Consider the following 21,688-nt stretch of genomic DNA (forward strand, 5'->3'; position numbering starts at 1 on the left):
AAAAATATATGTTTTTTATAAAAAATGAGTTGACAAAATTTATATTGTGCTGATAAAATATTATATTTTGTTGACATTTTTGGGCGATTCGCTTATAATAATTATTAGTGAGGTGTAAGCGAAAATGCCAAAAACTTTAGCGGACATTAAAAAGTCGTTGGATTGTCATTTGGGTAAACGTTTGCAATTAAAAGCAAACGGTGGTCGCAAGAAAACGGTTGAGTGTGCAGGGATATTACGTGAGACATATCGCGCCATCTTTGTAGTTGAACTCGATCAAGAAGACAATACGTGTAAGCGCGTATCGTATAGTTACACAGATATTTTAACTGAAGCAGTAGAGATTACATTTTTAGACGAAGCAAAGGCTGCTGTCGCAAAATAGTTTCTAGTACTTATTTCTATATTTTTGAAACACTCATGTAAGTTAAAAACTACATGAGTGTTTTGCATTTTCACGGGCATACTAATGTGGTCAGTTGTTAAAGGAGGAGTTTACATGCCTAGAAAAGGTATCATGTCACCTCGATTAAAAGAAGAGATCGCGAAAGAGCTTGGATTTTATGATGTTGTGCAAAAGGAAGGCTGGGGCGGCATAAAAGCTCGAGATGCTGGTAATATGGTCAAACGTGCCATTGAAATGGCTGAACGAGCAAGTAGTGAGCAAGAGCGTAAGTAGGCTATTTCTAATAAAATAGACAACTTATTAAGTTTCATTCAGTAAGGATGAAAATCCTTACTGACACAACAAATACAGCTGACGAGGGAGAACCGTTACTCAGAACAGAGTATACGGTTCTTTTTTTCCATTTTCGTAATCCCAATATGGTAAAATAAAATGAATAATCTTGCGCGAAAATGGAACTGTTTATACGTGTAGCTATAAGGGAGGAAGAAAGATGCTTTATGTAAAGGCGCCTGCAAAAATCAATTTAACATTAGATGTACTTTATAAAAGACCAGATAATTTTCACGAAGTAGAGATGGTTATGACAACAGTGGATTTAGCTGATCGTATCAGTCTTGAATCTCGAGAAGACGGTGTTATTCAAATATTTTCAACTGATAATTTTGTACCGAATGATCATCGTAACTTTGCTTATCAGGCAGCGCGTCTCATTAAAGATACATACGGCATTAGACAAGGTGTATCCATTACTATTGAAAAAGAAATCCCTATTGCTGCAGGGCTAGCTGGTGGCAGTAGCGATGCAGCTGCTACATTAAAGGGTCTTAATGAACTTTGGAATTTAGGGTTATCCATAGATGAATTGGCTGAACTTGGTGCTAAAATCGGATCAGATGTATCGTTTTGTGTCTATGGTGGCACTGCCCTTGCCACAGGGCGTGGAGAAATAATAAAGGAAATTCCTGCCCCGCCAAACTGCTGGGTTGTTTTAGCAAAGCCTAAAATCGGTGTATCTACAGCTGAAGTGTATGGAGGTCTTAAAGTTGAAGGTCTGCAACATCCAAATACAAAGCAAATGATACAGGCTATTGAAACAAAGGATTATGAGTTGTTATGTTCTTCATTAGGAAATGTTTTGGAAACTGTAACATTTAAGCTACATCCAGAAGTAGTCATGTTAAAGGAACAAATGAAGCGCTTTGGAGCAGACGCAACATTAATGAGCGGGAGCGGTCCGACTGTATTTGGGCTAGTGGATAGTGAAGCTCGTGTCAGTCGCATTTATAATGGATTACGTGGATTTTGTGAGGAAGTTTATGCAGTAAGAATATTAGGTGAGCGAAATACGCTTGCTTAGAAACGCAAATTTGTGTTAATTTTACCTATAAATATTCGTGTTTAGGAGAGGGTCGCATGAAATGGAAACGCAGTGAACGACTAGTTGATATGACGTACTATTTACTAGAACATCCACATCAGCTGATCCCGCTAACTTATTTTTCAGAACTATATCAATCTGCGAAGTCATCCATTAGTGAGGATTTAACGATTGTAAAAGAAACTTTCGAAGAAAAAGGAATCGGGTTATTGATGACAGTGCCGGGCGCTGCAGGAGGAGTAAAATATATTCCTAAAATGTCCGAGGCAGAAGTACGTTTAGTTATTCAGGATTTAAAAGCAGAGCTAGAGCATTCAGATCGCTTATTGCCGGGCGGTTACTTATTTATGACAGATTTACTGGGGAACCCAAATTTAATTAATCGGGTAGGAAAGGTTTTTGCTTCTGCTTTTGCAGATCAACAGATCGATGTCATTATGACGGTGGCTACAAAGGGGATATCTATTGCACACGCCATTGCAAGACATCTAAATGTTCCAGTAGTTGTTGTAAGAAGAGATAGTAAAGTAACAGAAGGTTCTACAGTTAGCATTAACTATGTGTCTGGTTCTTCCAGAAGAATTCAGACAATGGTATTATCAAAAAGAAGCATGAAAAGTGGACAACGTGTCTTAATCACCGATGATTTTATGAAAGTCGGTGGTACCATGAATGGTATGAAAAATCTATTAGAAGAGTTTGATTGTCAATTAGCAGGCATTGCAGTGCTAGTTGAGGCTGAACATGCAGACGAAACTTTAGTAGATGATTACTATTCACTTGTAAAGCTTCATGAAGTCAATGAAAAAGATCGAACAATTGCATTAAGTGAAGGTAACTATTTTTCAAAAAGGGGACATGACAAATGAAAGTAGTAGCAACAACAAATGCACCAGCAGCAATCGGACCATATTCACAGGGGATTATTGTGAACGGTATGTTTTATAGTTCTGGACAAATTCCATTAACAGCTGCAGGTGAATTAGTGGAAGGCGATATTACTGTACAAACAAATCAGGTATTCGCAAATTTAAAAGCTGTATTAGAGGCAGCGGGGACATCATTAGAAAATGTTGTAAAGACTACAGTATTTATGAAGGACATGAACGACTTTGTGGCAATGAATGATGTATATGCAAGTCACTTTGGCGAGCATAAGCCAGCTCGTTCAGCTGTAGAAGTAGCACGTCTTCCAAAGGATGTAAAAGTAGAAATCGAAGTTATCGCTATTGTTAAATAAAATAAATTGGAAAGGCCTACTAACAGGAGCGTTTGTTCTGTTTAGTGGGCTTTTTTTTACGTTGACAAAGAATTGTCAAAATTTCCGTATATAAGAAAAAATATTATTCTAATAAGTATTCAAATTTTTTAGAAAATTTGATAGACTATAAAAAGGAAAATATTCGGTAATCGAGAATATACTATTTTTATTTCGGCATCCAAGAGAGAGGTGGTGAGAAAATGGAAGTTACTGATGTGAGATTACGTCGGGTACAGACGGATGGTCGCATGCGTGCGATTGCTTCCATTACACTTGACAATGAGTTCGTAGTTCACGATATTCGTGTAATTGATGGAAATACTGGGTTGTTTGTAGCAATGCCAAGTAAACGAACGCCAGATGGAGAGTTTAGAGATATCGCACATCCAATTAATTCTGACACTCGTAATAAAATTCAGGAGATTATCTTAAACGAGTATCATAACTCTAGTGAATTAGAGGTAGCGGGTAAGGAAGAAGAATTAGAGGGAATTGGTGTGTAATTTAAAGGTAATAACTAACTATTCAAGAAGTTGTTACAATCTAAAATGCTTTTAATGGTAAAAGATTTTAAGAACTCTTCAAATTTGAAGAGTTCTTTTTATTTTGATAAAAAGAGAAAAACAGCAGTTTCAGGATATACTTCATGCCATTCGAGCATAAGGTGCAGTGGATTTTGGAATTCATCTTTTTGTCAACTCTACATGCCTTGAAAATAGATGAATTTTGCTATATAGTCATAAGAGAAAATGAGCGTATTGGAGGACTTACAGATGAGCAATATTTTTGCTGTCATTTTGGCTGCAGGTCAAGGTACACGTATGAAGTCCAAATTATATAAAGTGCTCCATCCAGTATGTGGGAAACCTATGGTACAACATGTGGTGGATCATATTCAAACGTTAGATGTGAATCGCATTGTAACGGTTGTTGGACATGGTGCAGAAAAAGTGCAACAACAGCTTGGAGATAAAAGTGAGTATGTTCTACAAGCTGAACAGTTAGGGACAGCACATGCTGTTCAACAAGCTGAGGGAATTTTAGGTAATGAAGAAGGCACAACAATAGTTGTGTGTGGAGATACACCACTAATTCGTCCTGAAACTATGCAGGCTCTATTCGAACATCACCAAGCAAAGAATGCTAAAGCAACAATTTTAACTGCGATTGCGGAAAATCCAACTGGCTATGGTCGTATTTTACGTGGCGAGAACGGGCAAGTAGAGCAAATTGTAGAACAAAAGGATGCTTCAGTAGAACAGCAATTAGTAAAAGAAATAAACACGGGCACATATTGCTTTGATAACAAGTTGTTATTCGAAACATTGAAATTAGTGAAGAATGACAATGCCCAAGGTGAATACTATTTACCGGATGTTATTGAAATTCTACAAAAACAAGGCGATATCGTAGAAGCGTATGTTACAGATGATTTTGAAGAGACGCTAGGTGTCAATGACCGTGTTGCTTTGGCACAGGCAGAGGCATTAATGCGTGCTAGAATTAATGAAAAACATATGCGTAATGGTGTGACAATTATCCACCCTGAAACGACATATATTAGCGCAGACGCTGTAATTGGAAGTGATACTGTCATTCAACCAGGTTGTATGATAGAAGGAGCCACTGTGATCGGAGAAGATTGCAATATTGGCCCAAATGCTCAAATTGCCGATAGCCGTATTGGCGATCGTACAACTGTGCATTCTTCCGTTGTACGTGAAAGCGCTATTGCGGAAGATACAGCAATTGGACCATTTGCTCATATTCGACCACTTTCAGACATTGGTAGTCATGTGAAAATTGGTAACTTTGTAGAAGTGAAGAAAAGCAAGCTAGGTAATGACACAAAAGTATCACATTTAAGCTATATTGGTGATGCCGAAATTGGCAGTAACGTCAACATTGGTTGCGGTTCCATTACAGTTAACTATGATGGGAAAAATAAGTTCAAAACAATTATTGAAGATGATGTATTTGTAGGATGTAATACTAACTTAGTAGCGCCAGTGAAAGTTGGAAAAGGTTCATTTATTGCAGCAGGTTCTACAATTACAAAAGAAGTACCTGAAGATGCACTTGCAATTGCACGTGCAAGACAAGAAAACAAACCTAATTATGTAAGCAAATTAAATTCAAAATAATTATCAACTAAACAGGAGGCCATCATGCCGTATCATTATGCAAACTCACAATTAAAAATATTTTCACTTAATTCAAATAACCCACTAGCTCAAGAAATTGCGCAAGAAATGGGTGTTGAATTAGGGAAATCTTCTGTTAAGCACTTCAGCGATGGAGAGATTCAAATTAGCATTGAAGAAAGTATTCGTGGTTGTGATGTGTTTATCGTGCAGTCAACTTCTGCACCAGTAAACGAACATTTAATGGAGCTTTTAATTATGGTAGATGCAGTTAAACGTGCATCTGCTCGAACAGTAAACGTCGTAATGCCTTATTATGGTTATGCACGCCAGGATCGTAAAGCAAAAGCACGCGAGCCAATTACAGCTAAATTAGTGGCAAACTTACTTGAAACAGCTGGTGCAACACGTGTTATTGTCTTAGATTTACACGCACCTCAAATTCAAGGTTTCTTCGATATCTTAATCGACCACCTAATGGCAGTACCATTATTATCAGATTACTTCAAATCTAAGGGTATACCACAAGAGGAAATCGTTGTTGTTTCACCAGACCACGGTGGGGTAACACGTGCTCGTAAAATGGCTGAACGTTTAAAAGCACCAATTGCAATTATTGACAAGCGACGTCCAAAACCAAATGTAGCGGAAGTTATGAATATTGTTGGTAATGTTGATGGTAAAGTGGCAATCTTGATTGATGATATTATTGACACTGCAGGTACGATTACAATAGGCGCTGATGCATTGCGTGCAGCGGGTGCAAAAGAAGTGTATGCTTGCTGTTCACACCCTGTATTGTCTGGTCCGGCGATCGATCGTATCGAAAACTCTGCTATTAAAGAATTAGTAGTGACAAATACAATTCAACTTGCGGACGAGAAAAAATCACCGAAAATTACTGAGCTTTCTGTAGCTAAATTAATGGCGGATGCAATTTCTCGCGTTTATGAAAACAAATCAGTAAGTACTCTATTCGATTAATTATAAATATGTTATAAAAAGGGCAAATCTATCCTTTTGGATGGATTTGTCCTTTTTTATCTTTATTTAATCAATGGGAAGAGTATATTATGTGTGAATCTCCTAATAAAGGGGTATAATAGTAAATGTGTCTTCATAATATTTACACTACTTTTAAAATAGAGGTAAATATTATCATAGCCTTTAACAAGATGGTCACAAAAGTGTTGAGTGGCAGCATTGTTGATAAGGCGTAAATAATTTTCTTGGAAGGGGAATAAAGAAGTATGAGTACAGTATTAAGTGTTACAAAGCGCGAAACTGGGCATCGTTCGACATTAACCCAACTTAGAAAAGGGGGAGCCATTCCTGCGGTTATTTACGGCTATAAGTTAGATTCAACCCCAATTTCTATTTCTGCAAAAGAATTTAAGAAATCCATTCAAAAAAATGGGCAAAATAGTGTGTTTTCACTAGATTTAGAGGGGAAAAACGTTAATGTTGTTGTATCAGAAATACAGCAATGCTCATTAAAAGATGAAGTTAATCATGTAGATTTTTTAGCTATTAATATGGCGGAGGAACTAGAGGCTGATGTACCGATTAAATTAGTTGGTCAGTCAATTGGAGTGAGTGAAGGCGGTATTTTAATGCAGCCTAACTTAGAATTAAAAATCAAGGTAAAACCAACTGAGTTACCTGACTCCATTGAAGTGGATATCTCATCTCTGAAAGTAGGAGAATCTCTGACAGTGGCTGAAATTCGAGATCAAACTCCAGTTGAAATCATCAGTGAAGATGATTATCTATTAGTAACTATTGTAGCTCCTGTATCTGTAGAGGAAGAAGTTACAGATAGTGTAGAAGAAAAGTAAGTGTAAAATAAATAACTTGTCAGGCTAGTAAGAAAGCAAAAACTTTCTTGCTAGCCTTTTTTGTGAATATTGATTGGATTTAGGAATTATACAAAATGCTTTCTAGCCGTGTGGTATGGTAAAATAATGACTATTAGATTTGAAAGAAGAGAGGTACTTATGAAAATTATCGTTGGTTTAGGAAACCCAGGTAAGCCTTATGAGCATACGAGACATAATATTGGCTTTGATGTGATTGATGCATTAGCAGAAAAATGGGGGACACCTTTAACAAATTCGAAATTTAATGGCATGTATACAACTGTTCATCGACCTGAAGGAAAGGTTCTACTTGTTAAGCCTTTAACATATATGAATTTATCAGGGGAATGCGTGGGTCCTTTAATGGACTACTTCGATATTGATGTTAAAGATCTAATTGTTATATATGATGACTTAGATTTAGAAACAGGAAAATTACGTTTGCGACAAAAAGGAAGTGCGGGTGGCCATAATGGCATAAAATCCTTAATTCAACATTTAGGTACTCAGGAATTTAATCGAATCCGAGTAGGCATTAGCCGTCCACCTGCAGGCATGAAGGTTGCAGACTATGTATTAGCAAAATTTTCAAAGGAAGATCAGGTTTATATGAAAGAAGCTATTGAAAAGTCTGTAAATGCTGTAGAAGCATCTCTTTCAAAGCCATTTCTTGATGTGATGAATCACTTTAACAAGTAAAAAATGATGAATTTGGTAAAAGTTTTGGATACGATGATCTAAGATAAGCTCATGTCTTGTATGGATTATTCTTACCTACAAGCAAAATCTAATGCTCTAATTTTTAAATGCTGAAGTCATGAGATAGTGCATAATCCGTTTTATAAATGTCTATACTTTAAGTAGTAAGTTGCTTAAAGGAGGATGATTTGGAGATGTCAGTTCGCTATCGATGTCGGCATTGTGAAGTAGAAATAGGGACACTACCATTTGATGCAGATGATACTATTCGAAAACTACATATTTTCGAATTGGGAGAAGCCGATGATTATGTTGAGAAAGATCAACATGGACACACGACTGTGCACTGCATTTGTGAGCAATGTGAGGATTCGCTGAGACAATATCCAGATTATCACGCACTCAATAAATGGATTCAATAATTGGAAGGATGCTTTGACGCACTTCATGTGTGTTCAAGGCTTTTTCCATTTCGTAAAATGGCTAATAAAAATAGGTAAACTAGCACTAGAATAATAGAAATGACAAATAGAATTTTATGCTGAAAGGAGCTTTTGACTGTGGAAGTTTTACGACAGCTTGTGTCGCAGGATAAACATATCACATCATTTTTACAGGAGATTCAGAGCGGTCAAACTGCATCACAGCTTATTACAGGTTTAACAGGAAGCGCACGTCCCGTTATGGTCGATGCGTTATTTGAATATGTAAAGAAGCCGATTTACATTGTTTCTCCTAATCTACTCCAGGCTCAAAAAATGGTGGATGAACTTACTGGACTTTTAGGTGAAGAAAATGTTCATTATTACCCAGCGGATGAATTTATAGCAGCAGATCTTTCGGTGGCCTCTCCAGAGTTACGAGCAGAGCGTATCGCAACACTTGATTGTCTAGCTAGAGGCGAGAAGGCGGTTTACGTAATCCCTGTTGCAGGTTTAAGGAAGATCATGCAGCCGAAGGAACATTGGCTACACTACTTTTTACAAACAACTGTAGGCGATGAAATTGAAGTAGATGCATGGCTACAAACATTAGTTGAAATGGGCTATGTGCGTAATTCCATGGTGACTACACCTGGAGAATTTGCCTTACGTGGAGGCATACTTGATATTTATCCACCATATTTAGAATCACCTATTCGTATTGAACTATTTGATACGGAAGTAGATTCTATAAGAACATTTTCGGCAGATGACCAGCGTTCTATTGATAAATTACAAAAAATTCGAATACTTCCTGCTTCGGAAGTCATTCTTACTAAATTGGAAAGACAGAATTTGGCAGACCGTTTAGAAAAGGCATTAGCAGCAAGCCTAAAGAAGGTAAAAAAGCAGGAGACAAAGGAACTTCTGTATCAGCATATACAATATGATATTGAATTGTTACAACAAGGGAATCTTCCTGATTATGTAAATAAATATGGTTCATTATTATATGATAAAACAGCCTACTTGGGCGATTATTTTGCGCAAGATGGTATTGTCCTTTTTGATGAGCTTGGACGTATTCAGGAAGTTATGGATGCTTGGGAACGCGAAGAAGATGAATGGTTTTTATCATTAATTGAAGAAGGCAAAATGGTTCATGATGTCAAACCAGCCTTCACATTAAAGGAAATAGTGGCAATGTTGTCACAACAAAAGCTTTCTTTTTCATTATTTTCACGAACATTTTCAGGCATAACGTTCAATAAGACAACTAATTTTTCTTGCAAACCAATGCAGCAATTTCATGGACAAATGTCCTTGTTACAAAGTGAGGTTGAACGCTGGTTACTTGGCAAGTTTACAGTTCTAATCGTAGCAAGGGATAAAGAGCGTGTGAAACGTGTTCAGCAAATGCTGGAAGAGTACGATATCCATACAGCTATAGGTGAGCCCACAGAACCTGGTATTTATATCGTCGGTGGAGCATTGTCGAGTGGTTTCGAATTACCGCTCCAGCGTTTAGCAATAGTAACAGAAGATGAATTGTTTAAGCAGCAGGCAAAGAAAAAAGCACGTACACAAAAAATGACAAATGCTGAGCGTATTAAAAGCTATACGGAAATTAAACCAGGTGATTATGTTGTCCACGTCCACCATGGGATTGGGAAATACATTGGTGTAGAAACTTTAGAGGTAAATGGAACGCATAAAGATTACTTGCATATTCGATATCGTGCAGACGATAAATTATATGTACCTGTAGAGCAAATAGACTTAATTCAGAAATATGTGGCGTCAGAGGATCGAGAACCAAAGCTACATAAATTAGGTGGTGCAGAGTGGAAAAAAGCTAAAGCCAAAGTATCATCTGCTGTACAGGATATTGCCGATGATTTAATTAAGCTTTACGCGAAGCGGGAAGCTGAAAAAGGGCATGCTTTTACACCTGATAATGATGACCAGCGTAATTTTGAGGCAATGTTCGCCTATGAAGAAACAGAGGATCAACTACGTTCTATTGTTGAAGTAAAACGGGATATGGAACGTGAACGCCCTATGGATCGCCTAGTTTGTGGTGACGTAGGCTATGGTAAAACAGAAGTGGCTATTCGCGCTGCATTTAAAGCTATCCAAGACGGTAAACAGGTGGCCTTCCTTGTACCTACAACCATCTTGGCTCAGCAACATTATGAAACAATTCGTGAGCGCTTTCAGGACTTTGCTATAAATGTGGGAGTATTATCCCGGTTCCGGTCAAAGAAAGAACAAACTGCAACATTAAAAGGATTAAAAGAAGGGCAAGTCGATATTGTTATAGGAACACACCGAATTTTATCCAAGGATTTAATATTCCAAGATCTTGGTTTATTAATTGTTGATGAAGAACAACGATTTGGAGTGACGCATAAGGAAAAAATTAAGCAATTAAAAACAAACGTCGATGTGTTAACTTTAACAGCAACGCCAATTCCAAGGACACTCCATATGTCAATGGTAGGCGTCCGAGATTTGTCTGTTATTGAAACGCCTCCAGCCAATCGATTCCCGGTTCAAACTTACGTGATGGAACATAGCGGAGCGTTAGTACGAGAGGCAATTGAAAGAGAGATGGCACGTGGCGGACAAGTGTTTTATTTATATAACCGAGTAGAAGATATGGCTAGAAAGGTTGAGGAAATTCAAGTGCTCGTCCCAGAGGCACGAATAGGATATGCACATGGGAAAATGACAGAGTCTGAATTAGAATCAGTCATCCTATCCTTTTTAGAAGGTGACTATGATGTACTGGTGACAACGACCATTATTGAGACCGGTGTAGATATTCCAAATGTAAATACTTTAATTGTCCACGATGCTGATCGAATGGGCTTAGCCCAACTCTATCAATTGCGTGGACGTGTTGGACGTTCAAACAGGGTAGCCTATGCATATTTTATGTATCAGCGCGACAAAGTATTGACAGATGTAGCAGAGCAAAGACTGCAAGCCATTAAAGAGTTTACAGAGCTGGGATCAGGCTTTAAAATCGCCATGCGAGATTTATCTATTCGAGGGGCTGGGAACTTACTTGGAGCGCAACAGCATGGCTTTATTGATTCAGTTGGTTTTGATTTATATTCACAGATGCTTCAGGAGGCAATTGAGGAGCGTCAAACAGGTGTGAAAAAAGAAGAAAAACCTGAAATTGAAATTTTATTGAGTGTCGATGCGTATATTCCTGACGTCTATATCCCTGATGGATACCAAAAAATTCAAATGTACAAACGCATTAAAGCGATGGATCAGGTGGAGGAGTATGGCGAAATCATGGAGGAGTTAGAAGATCGATTTGGTGACCTTCCAATTGAGACAGAGCGTTTACTTCGTGTAGCACGAATGAAAGTATGGGGACTAGGTGCGGGAGTAGTGTCTGTTAAGGAGAAGCAAAAACTTATGACAATATTGCTGTCTGAACAAGGAACAGCAAATGTCGATGGTAGTAAAATTATTGAAGAGTCGATGAAATTTGAACGTGCTGTTGGCTTTGGTATGGATGGCATGCAATTGAAATTAACGATAGATGAGCGGAAGTGTGGAAAATATCAACCCTTCGATATTTTGGAAGAACTGATGCAAATTATTGATAAAGCAAAGAAGCAATAATTATAAGGGCTAGTCTTATCTTTTTAGAAAAGATAGGACAGCCTTTTTTATTTATCAATACATTTTTTATTATGAATTAATTATAGAAACTTATTCCTTGGGTAATCTAATAAGGAGTTGATTGATGTAATACAAGTTTTTTGAAAAAAATTGATGGTTGTGAAATCCTTTTTCTTCAGTTTTTGCATAGATTGCTTAAATAAAAACCATACTATAGTTGAATAAAAAATTTCATTGTAGCGAAAGCGAGGCATAAGAATGAAGGCAACAGGAATTGTTCGTCGTATTGATGATTTAGGGCGTGTAGTTATTCCAAAAGAAATTCGTAGGACGCTACGTATTCGTGAAGGCGACCCTCTTGAAATTTATACGGACCGTGAAGGTGAAGTCATATTAAAAAAATATTCTCCGATTAACGATTTAGGGGAATTTGCAAGAGAATATGTTGAAACATTATATGAAACATTAGGAACACCAGCATTTGTCACTGACCGTGATGAAGTCATTGCAGTAGCGGGGATTGGTAAAAAGGAATATATTAATCGTCGTATTACATCCTTTGCAGAAAGCTTTATGGAAGAGCGCTCTACAAAAATTGAAAAAATGGAGACATCCATCGAGATTGTTCCTGGACAATATGAGCAAGTAAAATCATATTGTGCCACACCTATTATGGTGAACGGTGATCCAATTGGTTGCATTATAGTATTATCTAAAGTGCATTTTGTTGGTGAGGTAGAAGTAAAAGTAGTGGAAACAGCTGCAAACTTCTTAGCAAAACAAATGAATAGTTGATGCATGTAAAAGTTATTGCGATGACCTTTTAGGCCAGGTAATAACTTTTTTTGCGTACATAAATATTGGTCAAATTAGGAACAGTAGTGATGCCTGGCGCGTCAAACTTTTGAGATATGCTATACTATTGGCATTGTTAAGAAGGAAAGAGGGCAATTTATGTCACAACGTTTTGGGATGAAAAGCTACATGAAGGGAGCGGCCTTATTAACAATCGCTGCCCTTATTGTAAAAGTGCTTAGTGCTTTTTACCGTGTACCTTTTCAAAATCTAGTTGGTGATGAAGGATTTTATATCTATCAACAGGTATATCCAGTAATTTCGATTTTCGTTGTTTGGACATCCAGTGGATTTGCTGTTGCCGTTTCGAAAATGCTTGCAGATAATGATTGCATAGTTGATACAATAGAACGTAATGAAAGACGAAGCACTATTATGCGTGTAGTTTTCCGTTATTTAACGGTGCTATCCTTGTTGTTTTTTGCTGTCCTATTCGGAGGTGCTGAAAAAATAGCCCAGTTGATGGGTGATGTTCAATTGGCACCGTTGATACGTACAGGCTCTCTTGTAGTATTGGTTATGCCAGTGCTGGCGATTTTGAAAGGTGGCTTCCAATCTAGAGGAATAATGGAGCCTATTGCTTATGCTCAAGTCCTTGAACAGGCGATCAGGGTAACCGTTATTTTAGTAGGGACATTTATCATTATGACTACCACCAAATCATTATATGATGCAGGGAAAATGGCCATTATTGGTACAGTAATAGGGGAAATTACCGCATTTTTATTACTGGTCTATATTTTTTCTAAACGCTTTGGGCTATTTCGTGTACATCTGCGTCTACACCAGGCCAAAAGTTTCCCCATTATTAAAGAAGTTACATGGCTGAGCTTAAGTGTAAGTATGAGTGGTCTTTTGCTACTTGGTTATCAGTTAGTTGATTCCTTTACTATATATTCGTTTTTAATAGACAATGGTATGGCTCCTACAGTAGCAAAGGAAACTAAGGGTATTTATGATCGTGGACAGCCTCTTGTACAACTAGGTGTTGTTATCGCATCCTCATTATCCCTTGCTATTGTCCCACTTGTTGCTCATTTATCAAAAAAACAAGAAGGGCGAAGTGCCATTCCATTTATTCAATTAACGTACAAAGCTTCAGTCCTATTTGGGTGGGCTGCTTCACTGGGGCTAATGCTTGTTATGCCTTATTTAAATGAAATGCTTTTTAAAACCAATGCATTATCAGAAGTATTGATTGTGTATGTATTCCAAATCGTGCCGTTGTCGATTATTCTTACATTTACAGCGATTTTACAAGGTTATGGAAAATTAAAAAGGCCAGCGTTATTCTTAATGATAGGATTTGTGGTAAAAATTATACTAAATGTACGGTTGATTGGCTGGCTTGGTGTATTGGGGGCGGCCATTGCGAATGATATTGGATTATTATTAACAGCATTTTTGCTAATTGTTTATTTAAAAACATTGACTGGTATTCAATTAGCATCCTCAGATTTTTATAAAAAAGTGGGGATGGCATCAATAAGTATGGCGGTGGTCGTATTGGTATGGCTACAGCTTGTATCGGCTTTTTTAAGCCATTTACTGTCATCACGTTCAGTGGCTGTGATAGCAGGATTTACGGCTGTAGGTTTAGGGGCGTTTGTTTTGCTTACAATTATTGCGAAGAAACGCGTGTTATTGGAAAAAGAGTGGTATTTATTGCCATTCGGACGTAGAATGGCCGTTTACCAACTATGGTTAAATTCAAAGAAGTAGGTGGAATGATTGAATACTTTAACTATTATTGGCCTAGGTGCAGGGGATTTTAATCAGCTGCAAATGGGTGTTTATAGAAAATTGAAGGCTGCTAAGAAATTATTTGTTCGTACGGTGGATCACCCAGTGCTAGAGGAATTAGCAGCAGAAGGTATAACGTTCGAAAGCTTTGACAAAGTATATGAAAAACACAATACATTTCAGCCAGTATATGAAGAAATTGCAGAATCGCTTATTATAGCTACGGCTAATGAGGATATTATGTACGCGGTGCCAGGTCACCCATTAGTTGCAGAACAGACGGTGCAATTACTTGTAAAGGCAGCGGATGAGGGAACTTTCAATCTTGTCATTGAAGGGGGCCAAAGTTTCTTGGATCCTATATTTGGTGCATTGAGAGTTGATCCGATTGAAGGTTTTCAATTACTGGATGGTACCAGCTTTTCCATGCATGACATCAATATGCGTCAACATATCTTAATCGCCCAAGTGTACGATACATTTAGTGCCTCAGAAGTAAAACTGACTTTGATGGAGAAGTATGATGATGAGTACCCAGTGACGGTAGTTACTGCTGCAGGGTCTTCACAAGAAAGAATTGTTACTGTACCACTCTATGAACTCGATCAAAGTGTAGAAGTTAATAATTTAACAACTGTCTATGTGCCACCTGTAAATTCACAGGAAGGGGCTTTAAGAGATTGGACAACATTCCGCCAGATTATTGCAACTTTAAGGGGTCCAAATGGCTGTCCATGGGATCAAAAGCAAACACATGAGTCCTTGAAAAAATATTTACTCGAAGAAGCTCATGAATACTTAGCTGCTGTAGATGCTGAAGATGATTTTGCGATGATTGAGGAACTTGGTGATGTGCTCTTACAAGTGTTTTTACATGCACAAATCGGAGAAGATCAAGGCTATTTTACACTTGAAGATGTATTAGCTTCTATTAGTGAAAAAATGATTCGTCGCCATCCACATGTATTTGGGGATGTAGCAGTGGAAGATGCAGATGATGTTGTAGCTAATTGGGAGGCTATTAAGGCTGAAGAAAAGGGCACTAACGATAAACCTTTATTAGACGATGAGTACAGAGCATCCTCGGCGCTACAGACAGCCTTTAACTACCAAAAAAGAGCTGCCAAAGTAGGTTTTGACTGGCCAGACGCAGAGGGAGCGTGGGATAAATTTGCTGAGGAGTGGCAGGAATTTCGCCATGAGGTGACGAATGGCTCAAGTACATCCAGACTTGATGAATTTGGAGATGTCTTATTTACATTAGTGAACTTAGCACGTTTCTATAAGCTATCTCCCGAAGAGGCGATGTTGCATGCGAATGAGAAGTTTGCGAGACGTTTCGGCTATGTGGAAGTTCAAGTAAAGGCAAGTGGAAAATCATTTACCGACTTTACATTAGAACAATTAGATGAGTTTTGGAATGAAGCCAAGCAACTAGAAAAGGAGAAAGAAATATGAGATTAGATAAGTTTTTAAAAGTTTCACGTTTAATAAAACGCCGCACTTTAGCTAAAGAGGTGGCAGATCAAGGGCGTATCACCATTAATGAGAAGGTAGCGAAAGCCAGTAGTACAGTAAAAGCTGGGGATGAACTTGCTATCCGTTTCGGTCAAAAAGTAGTAACAGCTCGCGTAGAAGAATTACGTGAGACGGTGAAAAAAGAAGATGCAGCCAAAATGTTCACCATTTTAAAAGAAGAACGACTAGAAAAAATTGAGCCTGAATTTATTGATGATGAGGAATAAATAAATTTTTTAATCCTTCTAATGTTGTCCCGCCTTTCATTTATGGATGAAAGTAGTACGCAACATAAATAAAGTTGTCATGCTTTGAAGGTTGTCCGCATAAAGTGAACAGAAGCTAGGACGACTAAAGGAGGAAAAAAATGACGCTACATCAAGAAAGTAATCGTTACACAATTCCATCTGGAGAGCATATTTTAACGATTCGTAATCGTAAAAGAATGGACATGACTTCTGTAAAATCAATTGAACGCTTTGATCAGGAAGAGTTTTTCATTAAGACGTCCCAAGGGCATTTGTTAATCCGTGGAGAGGAACTGCATATCGTTCATTTAGATGTTGATAAAGGATTATTGACGCTTGAAGGAACTGTAAAAACCTTACAGTACGACGAGGAGGAAAGTGGCTTCTCGAAAGGTTTCCTTCATAAGTTATTTGGATGATTGTTAGTGAACAATTCTTTCAATTAATTGTCATGGTTTTGAGCGGTATAGCAGTTGGTTTCATTATTGATAGTGTAAGGCTTATTGTTTTTTCAACTCCAAAAAGGTCAAGCCTTCGAAAGTGGATGATGGTTTTTGAATTAATGACATGGATTCTACTTGGAGGATTGACATATTATTTATTATTTTGGCTAAAAGACGGCGCTTGGCGGGCATACGACCCGCTAGCGCAAATAGCCGGAATTTTTTTGTATCAGTCATTTTTTCAAACTATTTTACGTTTCATAGCTAGAATTTTGGTGAATATTACATGGAGACCCTTTTGGTTCATCGTACGCCTCATTGTCTCTGTTATTCGACATATTTTGCAAATATTATTAAATATAGTGATGTTTGTTATAAGACCTTTTGTCAAAATATATTCGTATTTGTCCTACACTTTTTTAAAAAAGTTACGATATTTGAAGTATAATAAAAAGCAACAATAAAATTTTCGGAGGTGCGGGCATGACTAGACGTCATTCATCAAATGATGAACAACAAAACTTCACAAAGCTTGATAATGACTATGTCCGTAACACGGATAAAGCTATAAATCGCAAACAACAAGCTCGTAAACGTAAAATGCGTCGTATCGTCTTTTTTGCGATTATACCAGTCATTATTATCGCCCTTCTCTTAAATGTGCTATCACATCAACATGATACCTTAGCAATAAAAGAGAAATCAAAGGAAGAAGCGAAACAGCATCTCACTGAATTGAAAGAGGAACAAGATTCTTTAAATCTTAAAATCAAACAATTACAGGATGATGAATATATCGCAAAACTATTAAGAAAAGAGTATTATTTATCTGAAGAAGGCGAGATTATTTTTATAATTCCAGATAAGGAAGATAAAAAAGACGACTGAAAAGCTATGTATTGTTGACACTCTTTTATTGTTATATATAATGAAAAGAGAAGCTTATTGCAGTAAAAGTTTGATTAAATTGATTACATGGCTCAAAAGAGTCGCTTAATTTTTAAGGAGGAGCATTTTTTTTATGTCAATTGAAGTAGGCAGCAAGGTACAAGGTAAAGTAACAGGAATCACAAATTTTGGAGCATTCGTTGAGCTGCCAGATGGCAAAACAGGCTTAGTTCACATTAGTGAAGTTGCTGACAATTATGTAAAAGATATCAATGAGCATCTAAAAGTTGGAGATGAAGTTGAAGTAAAAGTGATGAATGTTGAAGCGGACGGAAAGATAGGTCTTTCAATCCGTAAAGCAAAGCCTCAAGCTGAGAGACCAGAGCGTCCAGAACGTCCAGAACGTCCAGCACGTCCACGTCGTGATAATCGTTCTAACGATCGCAATGATCGCCACCAGCCAAAAGAAAATTTCGAGCAAAAAATGGCACGCTTCTTAAAAGATAGTGATGAACGTCTAGCAACACTTAAACGTGCAACAGAGTCGAAACGCGGAGGTCGCGGAGCTAGAAGAGGGTAGTTTGCTGACTGTTTTAATCGTAGAAAAAGTGTATGAAATAGAGTTGGGATTAGCTTTGATAAAAAGCTAATCCCTTTTTTTAATGGACCTATAAAGTTGAGGAAGGTCCTTTTTTCTTTTTGATTGGTGTGGCCATTTTTTCGTCAGGAGGAGTAATGGATACTTTTTCTACTGGATGAATAACCATTTTAACTAGTAAAAAGACACCATATACGCTCACAGCGAGCCCGCTAAGTAGCAATACTATTTGAACAACAAATGGTAAATTAATAAGTATTGAAATAAGAATAATCATCGAGCCACTTCCACAAATTAAAGCAGCCTTCGTTAATGAGCCCAAGGAAAATAAACCTCCTAAAAATACAATCTTATATTTAGTATGCCATATTTCATACCTAGTCACATAGACAAAGCTTACGAGTATTTCTAGTTCTCATAAAACTGTAGAAAAAAATAGGCGCCTCAGAATTATATTCTGAGGCGCCTATTAGAGATGACCCCTACGGGATTCGAACCCGTGTTACCGCCGTGAAAGGGCGGTGTCTTAACCACTTGACCAAGGGGCCTACTATGGTGGCGGCCGAGGGGATCGAACCCCCGACCTTACGGGTATGAACCGTACGCTCTAGCCAGCTGAGCTAGGCCGCCAATTTAAAAATGGAGCGGAAGACGAGGTTCGAACTCGCGACCCCCACCTTGGCAAGGTGGTGTTCTACCACTGAACTACTTCCGCATGTCGCTTAAGCAACAAGTTAAATAATACAAGCCATTCGCCCTAGTGTCAAGAAAATTAATAAAAAAATATCAAAAAATATGTTTTACAATAAAATTGTTAAAACAATATGAGACAGAGTCAGCTATATAAGGAGATTTTAGCGGATTTTTTGTTCTTAAGTAGAATTATATCGCCGTAATGGGTGAATAGAGTGATTGATAGTAGATGGAACGCCTGCTAATAAGGGCTTCATAATAAAAAGTAAACTATAACTGTTTGATAGTCAGGAACAGATAATTTCATACAAGACTACAATGACAGACAATTGCAAAAGAAATTGTTGCCAATTCACGTATTTATGTATATCTATTCGTCGAAATGTTTATATATTTTTCTGTCAACGTCAGACAATCTTTCCATGCATATTTCTTTATAATAGCCAAAAGTGCGGAAAGGGGAAAATTAAATGACAAGTATTGAATGGTATAATACAGCAAATGTAGATGACCGAAAGTTAGGAATGAAAAAGAAGCAGATACTCATAGGCTCCCTATTTCTTCTAACATCCTTTTTTTTGGCTCAATCCGTTGTATTTGAAGCGGCGGTACCGTTCTCAGTTCCTTTTTGGGCCATTATTCGAACAAAGTATAGGGAGTATGCCAAATTTGTTTTATTCGGAAGTTTGGCGGGCTGCTTTTTCCTAGGCTTTGGACAAGTCCTTATTCTAGCATTACAAATCATCATGTATGAATGTATTATGCGTTTCCGTTACTGGCAACTTCCTCAAAGTATTGCCGTTTCTTTAGCAGTTCTGTTGGTACAAATCATGTGGCAAGGAGTGATGTATCAAGGCTTACCACCAGTGCTTGTACAATTTTATGTGGGTTGTGAGGCAGCGCTAGCTCTTATTATGACTCTATTTATGCAAGTGCTTTTCGTCAATTCGTATGAATGGTTTACGAGTCATTGGACTTACGAGAAACTTGGTTCAGGGTTAGTGGTATTTGCCGCCATGCTTACAGGGATGCAAGCAGTTGTGATTAGCTATTTTTCACTCCCTATATTTTTATTACAGCTTTTTATTTGTTTTGGAGCATTAGTTGGAAGTGTACCGTTAGCAACAGTAATAGGTGCAGTGTTAGGGACGTTGATTGGTATTGCTAAGCTCTCCTTCACGGGTATGTTATCTGTTGCCACCTTAACAGGACTATGTGCAGGTATGGGGGCTAAAGGTGGCAGATTTGGGGTTGCAATCGGGAGTATTTTGCCTAGCGTATTTTTTTTATTTTATGATGCGACATTACCTTTAGATAGCGTATATTTCACGTCCATTGCCATTGGGAGTGTTCTTTTCCTAACAATCCCTAGAAAGTACTCAGATAAGGTGAGGGACAAGCTCTTTCCACAGCGTGAGGAAGTTTTACTGGCTAGACAAAATTGGTTAACCGAACACGTAACATACAAATTAGAACATTTTCAACATTTCGTGCAGTTTATGAAGGAGCTTGTGTTTGATCGTTTTATGACCACGCCAGTTGAAGCAGCTAAGGAAGTATCACCAATGAATACATGTTTAAGCTGTTTCCGTTATGATCATTGCTGGGGAGCGCAAAATAATGGCATGGACAAGTTGATGACAGATTGGTTTCATGTGAAGGGGGTAGGTAAGGAATCAGCTATGCATCGTGTAGAAGAACAAATACGCTATAAATGCGTGAAATCTACGAAGATTTTCGAGGAGTTAGATACGGAATTATATAGGGAACGCATTAACGGGCAATATTTCCATGGCAAAAAAATGATTGCATTGCAACTTCGTGATATGAGTAATCACTTAAACCAATTAATTGCTGAGATGAAGGAGGACACAATTTCATTTGTAAGTGTAGAAAAGGACATCATTGAACGCTTAAAGGATGCTCATATTGAATGTTTTCAGCTTGATGTGCTTAGCAATAAGCCAGGGGCAAGAAAGATTGTTTGTGCTTTAGCGCCAGCGCGTGTCGATTGGGAGAAAGATACAACATTAGCTGAACGTATGATTTTGCCGATTCTTTATGAAATTTTTAATGAGCCATTTGAAATTGAAAAAGTTGTGGCTTGTGAAATACCGTTTCGTCATATTCAAATATGCTTTAGATCAGCTATTAGCTTTGAAGTAGAGTATGATATATATAGTATGTCTAAAGATGCGACATTGTACTCTGGCGATTCACACGCCCTTTTCCAATTGCATCCAGGTCTTTTTGCCATTTTGTTATCTGATGGTATGGGGCAAAGTAAAGAAGCGCAACATGAAAGTAGAAAATTAATACATTTAATGCGAGAGTGCCTCAATTACAATATGAATCCTGAAACAGCGATGCATACGTTGCATTATGTTATGTCATTAAAGCAACAGGATGACATGTATGCAACCCTTGATTTTGCACTTGTTGATTTACAACATGGTGATTTATGGTCATGGAAGGCTGGAGGAATGTCGACCTATATTTTACGAGGGAAGGAAATAATAAAGGTTGAAAGTAATGCAGCACCTGTAGGGTTCTTATCTATTTCAGGGGTCGAAGCTGAAAAAAGAAAGCTGAAAGCAGGGGATGTCATTTTAATGCATTCAGATGGCCTGTTTTCTAGTGTTGCTGATTGGGATGAGCAGGAGGAGACATTTTTAGCTTATGCACAGCAAGTAGCAAGTACAAATAATACTATTCAAGAAAAGCTAACAACAATTATGCAGTCATTCCAAGATTATTTTGAAATAGAAGATGACTGTACTGTACTAATGTTAGAGGTGACGCATGTTGTACCGACGTGGGCTGTATTTAGACCAGCTCAATATTCTGTGAGCTAAACATCTTTCATATCAACGAAAAGGGGA

The 21,688-nt window shown here is 37.7% G+C and carries 22 protein-coding genes and 3 tRNA genes; 21 read left to right on the forward strand and 4 right to left on the reverse strand.

Translation table 11 applies throughout. The annotated features are described in order from the left end of the window. Positions 1–124: 124 nt before the first annotated feature. The 20 genes from veg (at position 125) to AO843_RS18415 (ending at position 18,095) form a co-directional block, all read left to right on the forward strand. Complete coding sequence (veg, locus tag AO843_RS18320) at positions 125–385, forward strand: biofilm formation stimulator Veg (RefSeq protein ID WP_004229199.1); 261 nt, start codon at positions 125–127, stop codon at positions 383–385. Positions 386–499: 114 nt separating this feature from the next. Then, complete coding sequence (locus tag AO843_RS18325; RefSeq protein ID WP_004229193.1) at positions 500–679, forward strand: small, acid-soluble spore protein, alpha/beta type; 180 nt, start codon at positions 500–502, stop codon at positions 677–679. A 220-nt stretch (positions 680–899) separates the two neighbouring features. After that, entirely contained in the window at positions 900–1,766 is an 867-nt protein-coding gene (gene ispE / locus AO843_RS18330; RefSeq protein WP_054612533.1) for a 4-(cytidine 5'-diphospho)-2-C-methyl-D-erythritol kinase, read from the forward strand. A 56-nt stretch (positions 1,767–1,822) separates the two neighbouring features. Then, the gene (gene purR / locus AO843_RS18335) at positions 1,823–2,656 is read left to right on the forward strand and encodes a pur operon repressor (RefSeq protein WP_054612534.1); all 834 of its coding nucleotides are present in this window, start codon (positions 1,823–1,825) and stop codon (positions 2,654–2,656) included. Next, complete coding sequence (locus tag AO843_RS18340; RefSeq protein ID WP_054612535.1) at positions 2,653–3,027, forward strand: RidA family protein; 375 nt, start codon at positions 2,653–2,655, stop codon at positions 3,025–3,027. The genes purR and AO843_RS18340 overlap by 4 nt, the downstream gene beginning before the upstream one ends. 221 nt (positions 3,028–3,248) lie before the next feature. Continuing rightward, complete coding sequence (gene spoVG, locus AO843_RS18345; RefSeq protein WP_054612536.1) at positions 3,249–3,551, forward strand: septation regulator SpoVG; 303 nt, start codon at positions 3,249–3,251, stop codon at positions 3,549–3,551. A 270-nt stretch (positions 3,552–3,821) separates the two neighbouring features. After that, positions 3,822–5,192 (forward strand): bifunctional UDP-N-acetylglucosamine diphosphorylase/glucosamine-1-phosphate N-acetyltransferase GlmU, encoded by a 1,371-nt coding sequence (gene glmU / locus AO843_RS18350; protein ID WP_054612537.1) that lies wholly within the window; start codon positions 3,822–3,824, stop codon positions 5,190–5,192. A 24-nt stretch (positions 5,193–5,216) separates the two neighbouring features. Beyond that, the gene (locus AO843_RS18355) at positions 5,217–6,176 is read left to right on the forward strand and encodes a ribose-phosphate diphosphokinase (RefSeq protein WP_054612538.1); all 960 of its coding nucleotides are present in this window, start codon (positions 5,217–5,219) and stop codon (positions 6,174–6,176) included. A gap of 266 nt (positions 6,177–6,442) precedes the next feature. Next, the gene (locus AO843_RS18360; protein ID WP_054612539.1) at positions 6,443–7,030 is read left to right on the forward strand and encodes a 50S ribosomal protein L25/general stress protein Ctc; all 588 of its coding nucleotides are present in this window, start codon (positions 6,443–6,445) and stop codon (positions 7,028–7,030) included. Between the two features lie 159 nt (positions 7,031–7,189). Then, positions 7,190–7,750, forward strand: coding sequence for an aminoacyl-tRNA hydrolase (pth, locus tag AO843_RS18365; protein WP_054612540.1), 561 nt, complete (start codon positions 7,190–7,192; stop codon positions 7,748–7,750). A 194-nt stretch (positions 7,751–7,944) separates the two neighbouring features. After that, positions 7,945–8,172 carry an anti-sigma-F factor Fin gene (locus tag AO843_RS18370; RefSeq protein WP_008180264.1) on the forward strand — a complete coding sequence of 76 codons (228 nt, stop codon included), beginning with the start codon at positions 7,945–7,947 and terminating at the stop codon, positions 8,170–8,172. A gap of 138 nt (positions 8,173–8,310) precedes the next feature. Continuing rightward, positions 8,311–11,820, forward strand: coding sequence for a transcription-repair coupling factor (mfd, locus tag AO843_RS18375; protein WP_054612541.1), 3,510 nt, complete (start codon positions 8,311–8,313; stop codon positions 11,818–11,820). A gap of 258 nt (positions 11,821–12,078) precedes the next feature. Further along, positions 12,079–12,615, forward strand: coding sequence for a stage V sporulation protein T (spoVT, locus tag AO843_RS18380; RefSeq protein ID WP_054612542.1), 537 nt, complete (start codon positions 12,079–12,081; stop codon positions 12,613–12,615). Positions 12,616–12,774: 159 nt separating this feature from the next. Further along, a complete protein-coding gene (locus tag AO843_RS18385; RefSeq protein WP_054612543.1) occupies positions 12,775–14,397 on the forward strand; it encodes a putative polysaccharide biosynthesis protein in 1,623 nt (540 codons plus the stop codon). 9 nt (positions 14,398–14,406) lie between these two features. Further along, positions 14,407–15,876, forward strand: a complete 1,470-nt coding sequence (gene mazG / locus AO843_RS18390) for a bifunctional methyltransferase/pyrophosphohydrolase YabN (RefSeq protein ID WP_054612544.1) — start codon at positions 14,407–14,409, stop codon at positions 15,874–15,876. Further along, the gene (locus AO843_RS18395; RefSeq protein WP_054612545.1) at positions 15,873–16,163 is read left to right on the forward strand and encodes an RNA-binding S4 domain-containing protein; all 291 of its coding nucleotides are present in this window, start codon (positions 15,873–15,875) and stop codon (positions 16,161–16,163) included. Before mazG ends, AO843_RS18395 begins: the two co-directional genes overlap by 4 nt. 140 nt (positions 16,164–16,303) lie before the next feature. Further along, complete coding sequence (gene yabP / locus AO843_RS18400; RefSeq protein ID WP_004229167.1) at positions 16,304–16,603, forward strand: sporulation protein YabP; 300 nt, start codon at positions 16,304–16,306, stop codon at positions 16,601–16,603. Next, positions 16,600–17,091 carry a spore cortex biosynthesis protein YabQ gene (yabQ, locus tag AO843_RS18405; protein ID WP_054612546.1) on the forward strand — a complete coding sequence of 164 codons (492 nt, stop codon included), beginning with the start codon at positions 16,600–16,602 and terminating at the stop codon, positions 17,089–17,091. Before yabP ends, yabQ begins: the two co-directional genes overlap by 4 nt. A gap of 19 nt (positions 17,092–17,110) precedes the next feature. Beyond that, positions 17,111–17,515 carry an FtsB family cell division protein gene (locus AO843_RS18410; protein ID WP_054612547.1) on the forward strand — a complete coding sequence of 135 codons (405 nt, stop codon included), beginning with the start codon at positions 17,111–17,113 and terminating at the stop codon, positions 17,513–17,515. A gap of 133 nt (positions 17,516–17,648) precedes the next feature. Further along, positions 17,649–18,095, forward strand: coding sequence for a S1 domain-containing RNA-binding protein (locus tag AO843_RS18415; RefSeq protein WP_054612548.1), 447 nt, complete (start codon positions 17,649–17,651; stop codon positions 18,093–18,095). An 88-nt stretch (positions 18,096–18,183) separates the two neighbouring features. Here AO843_RS18415 and AO843_RS18420 read toward each other — a convergent pair whose 3' ends face one another. The 4 genes from AO843_RS18420 to AO843_RS18435 all read right to left on the reverse strand — a co-directional run bounded on the left by AO843_RS18420 (position 18,184) and on the right by AO843_RS18435 (position 18,828). Beyond that, entirely contained in the window at positions 18,184–18,435 is a 252-nt protein-coding gene (locus tag AO843_RS18420) for a hypothetical protein (RefSeq protein WP_054612549.1), read from the reverse strand. 154 nt (positions 18,436–18,589) lie between these two features. Continuing rightward, a tRNA-Glu gene (locus tag AO843_RS18425) sits at positions 18,590–18,661 on the reverse strand. A gap of 5 nt (positions 18,662–18,666) precedes the next feature. Beyond that, positions 18,667–18,743, reverse strand: a tRNA-Met gene (locus tag AO843_RS18430). Between the two features lie 10 nt (positions 18,744–18,753). Further along, positions 18,754–18,828, reverse strand: a tRNA-Gly gene (locus AO843_RS18435). Positions 18,829–19,276: 448 nt separating this feature from the next. Between AO843_RS18435 and AO843_RS18440 the strand changes: the two genes are divergently transcribed. Then, positions 19,277–21,661, forward strand: coding sequence for a SpoIIE family protein phosphatase (locus tag AO843_RS18440; RefSeq protein ID WP_054612550.1), 2,385 nt, complete (start codon positions 19,277–19,279; stop codon positions 21,659–21,661). Positions 21,662–21,688 lie beyond the last annotated feature (27 nt).

The sequence above is a fragment of the Lysinibacillus sp. ZYM-1 genome, from assembly GCF_001308875.1.
Lineage (GTDB): Bacteria > Bacillota > Bacilli > Bacillales_A > Planococcaceae > Lysinibacillus.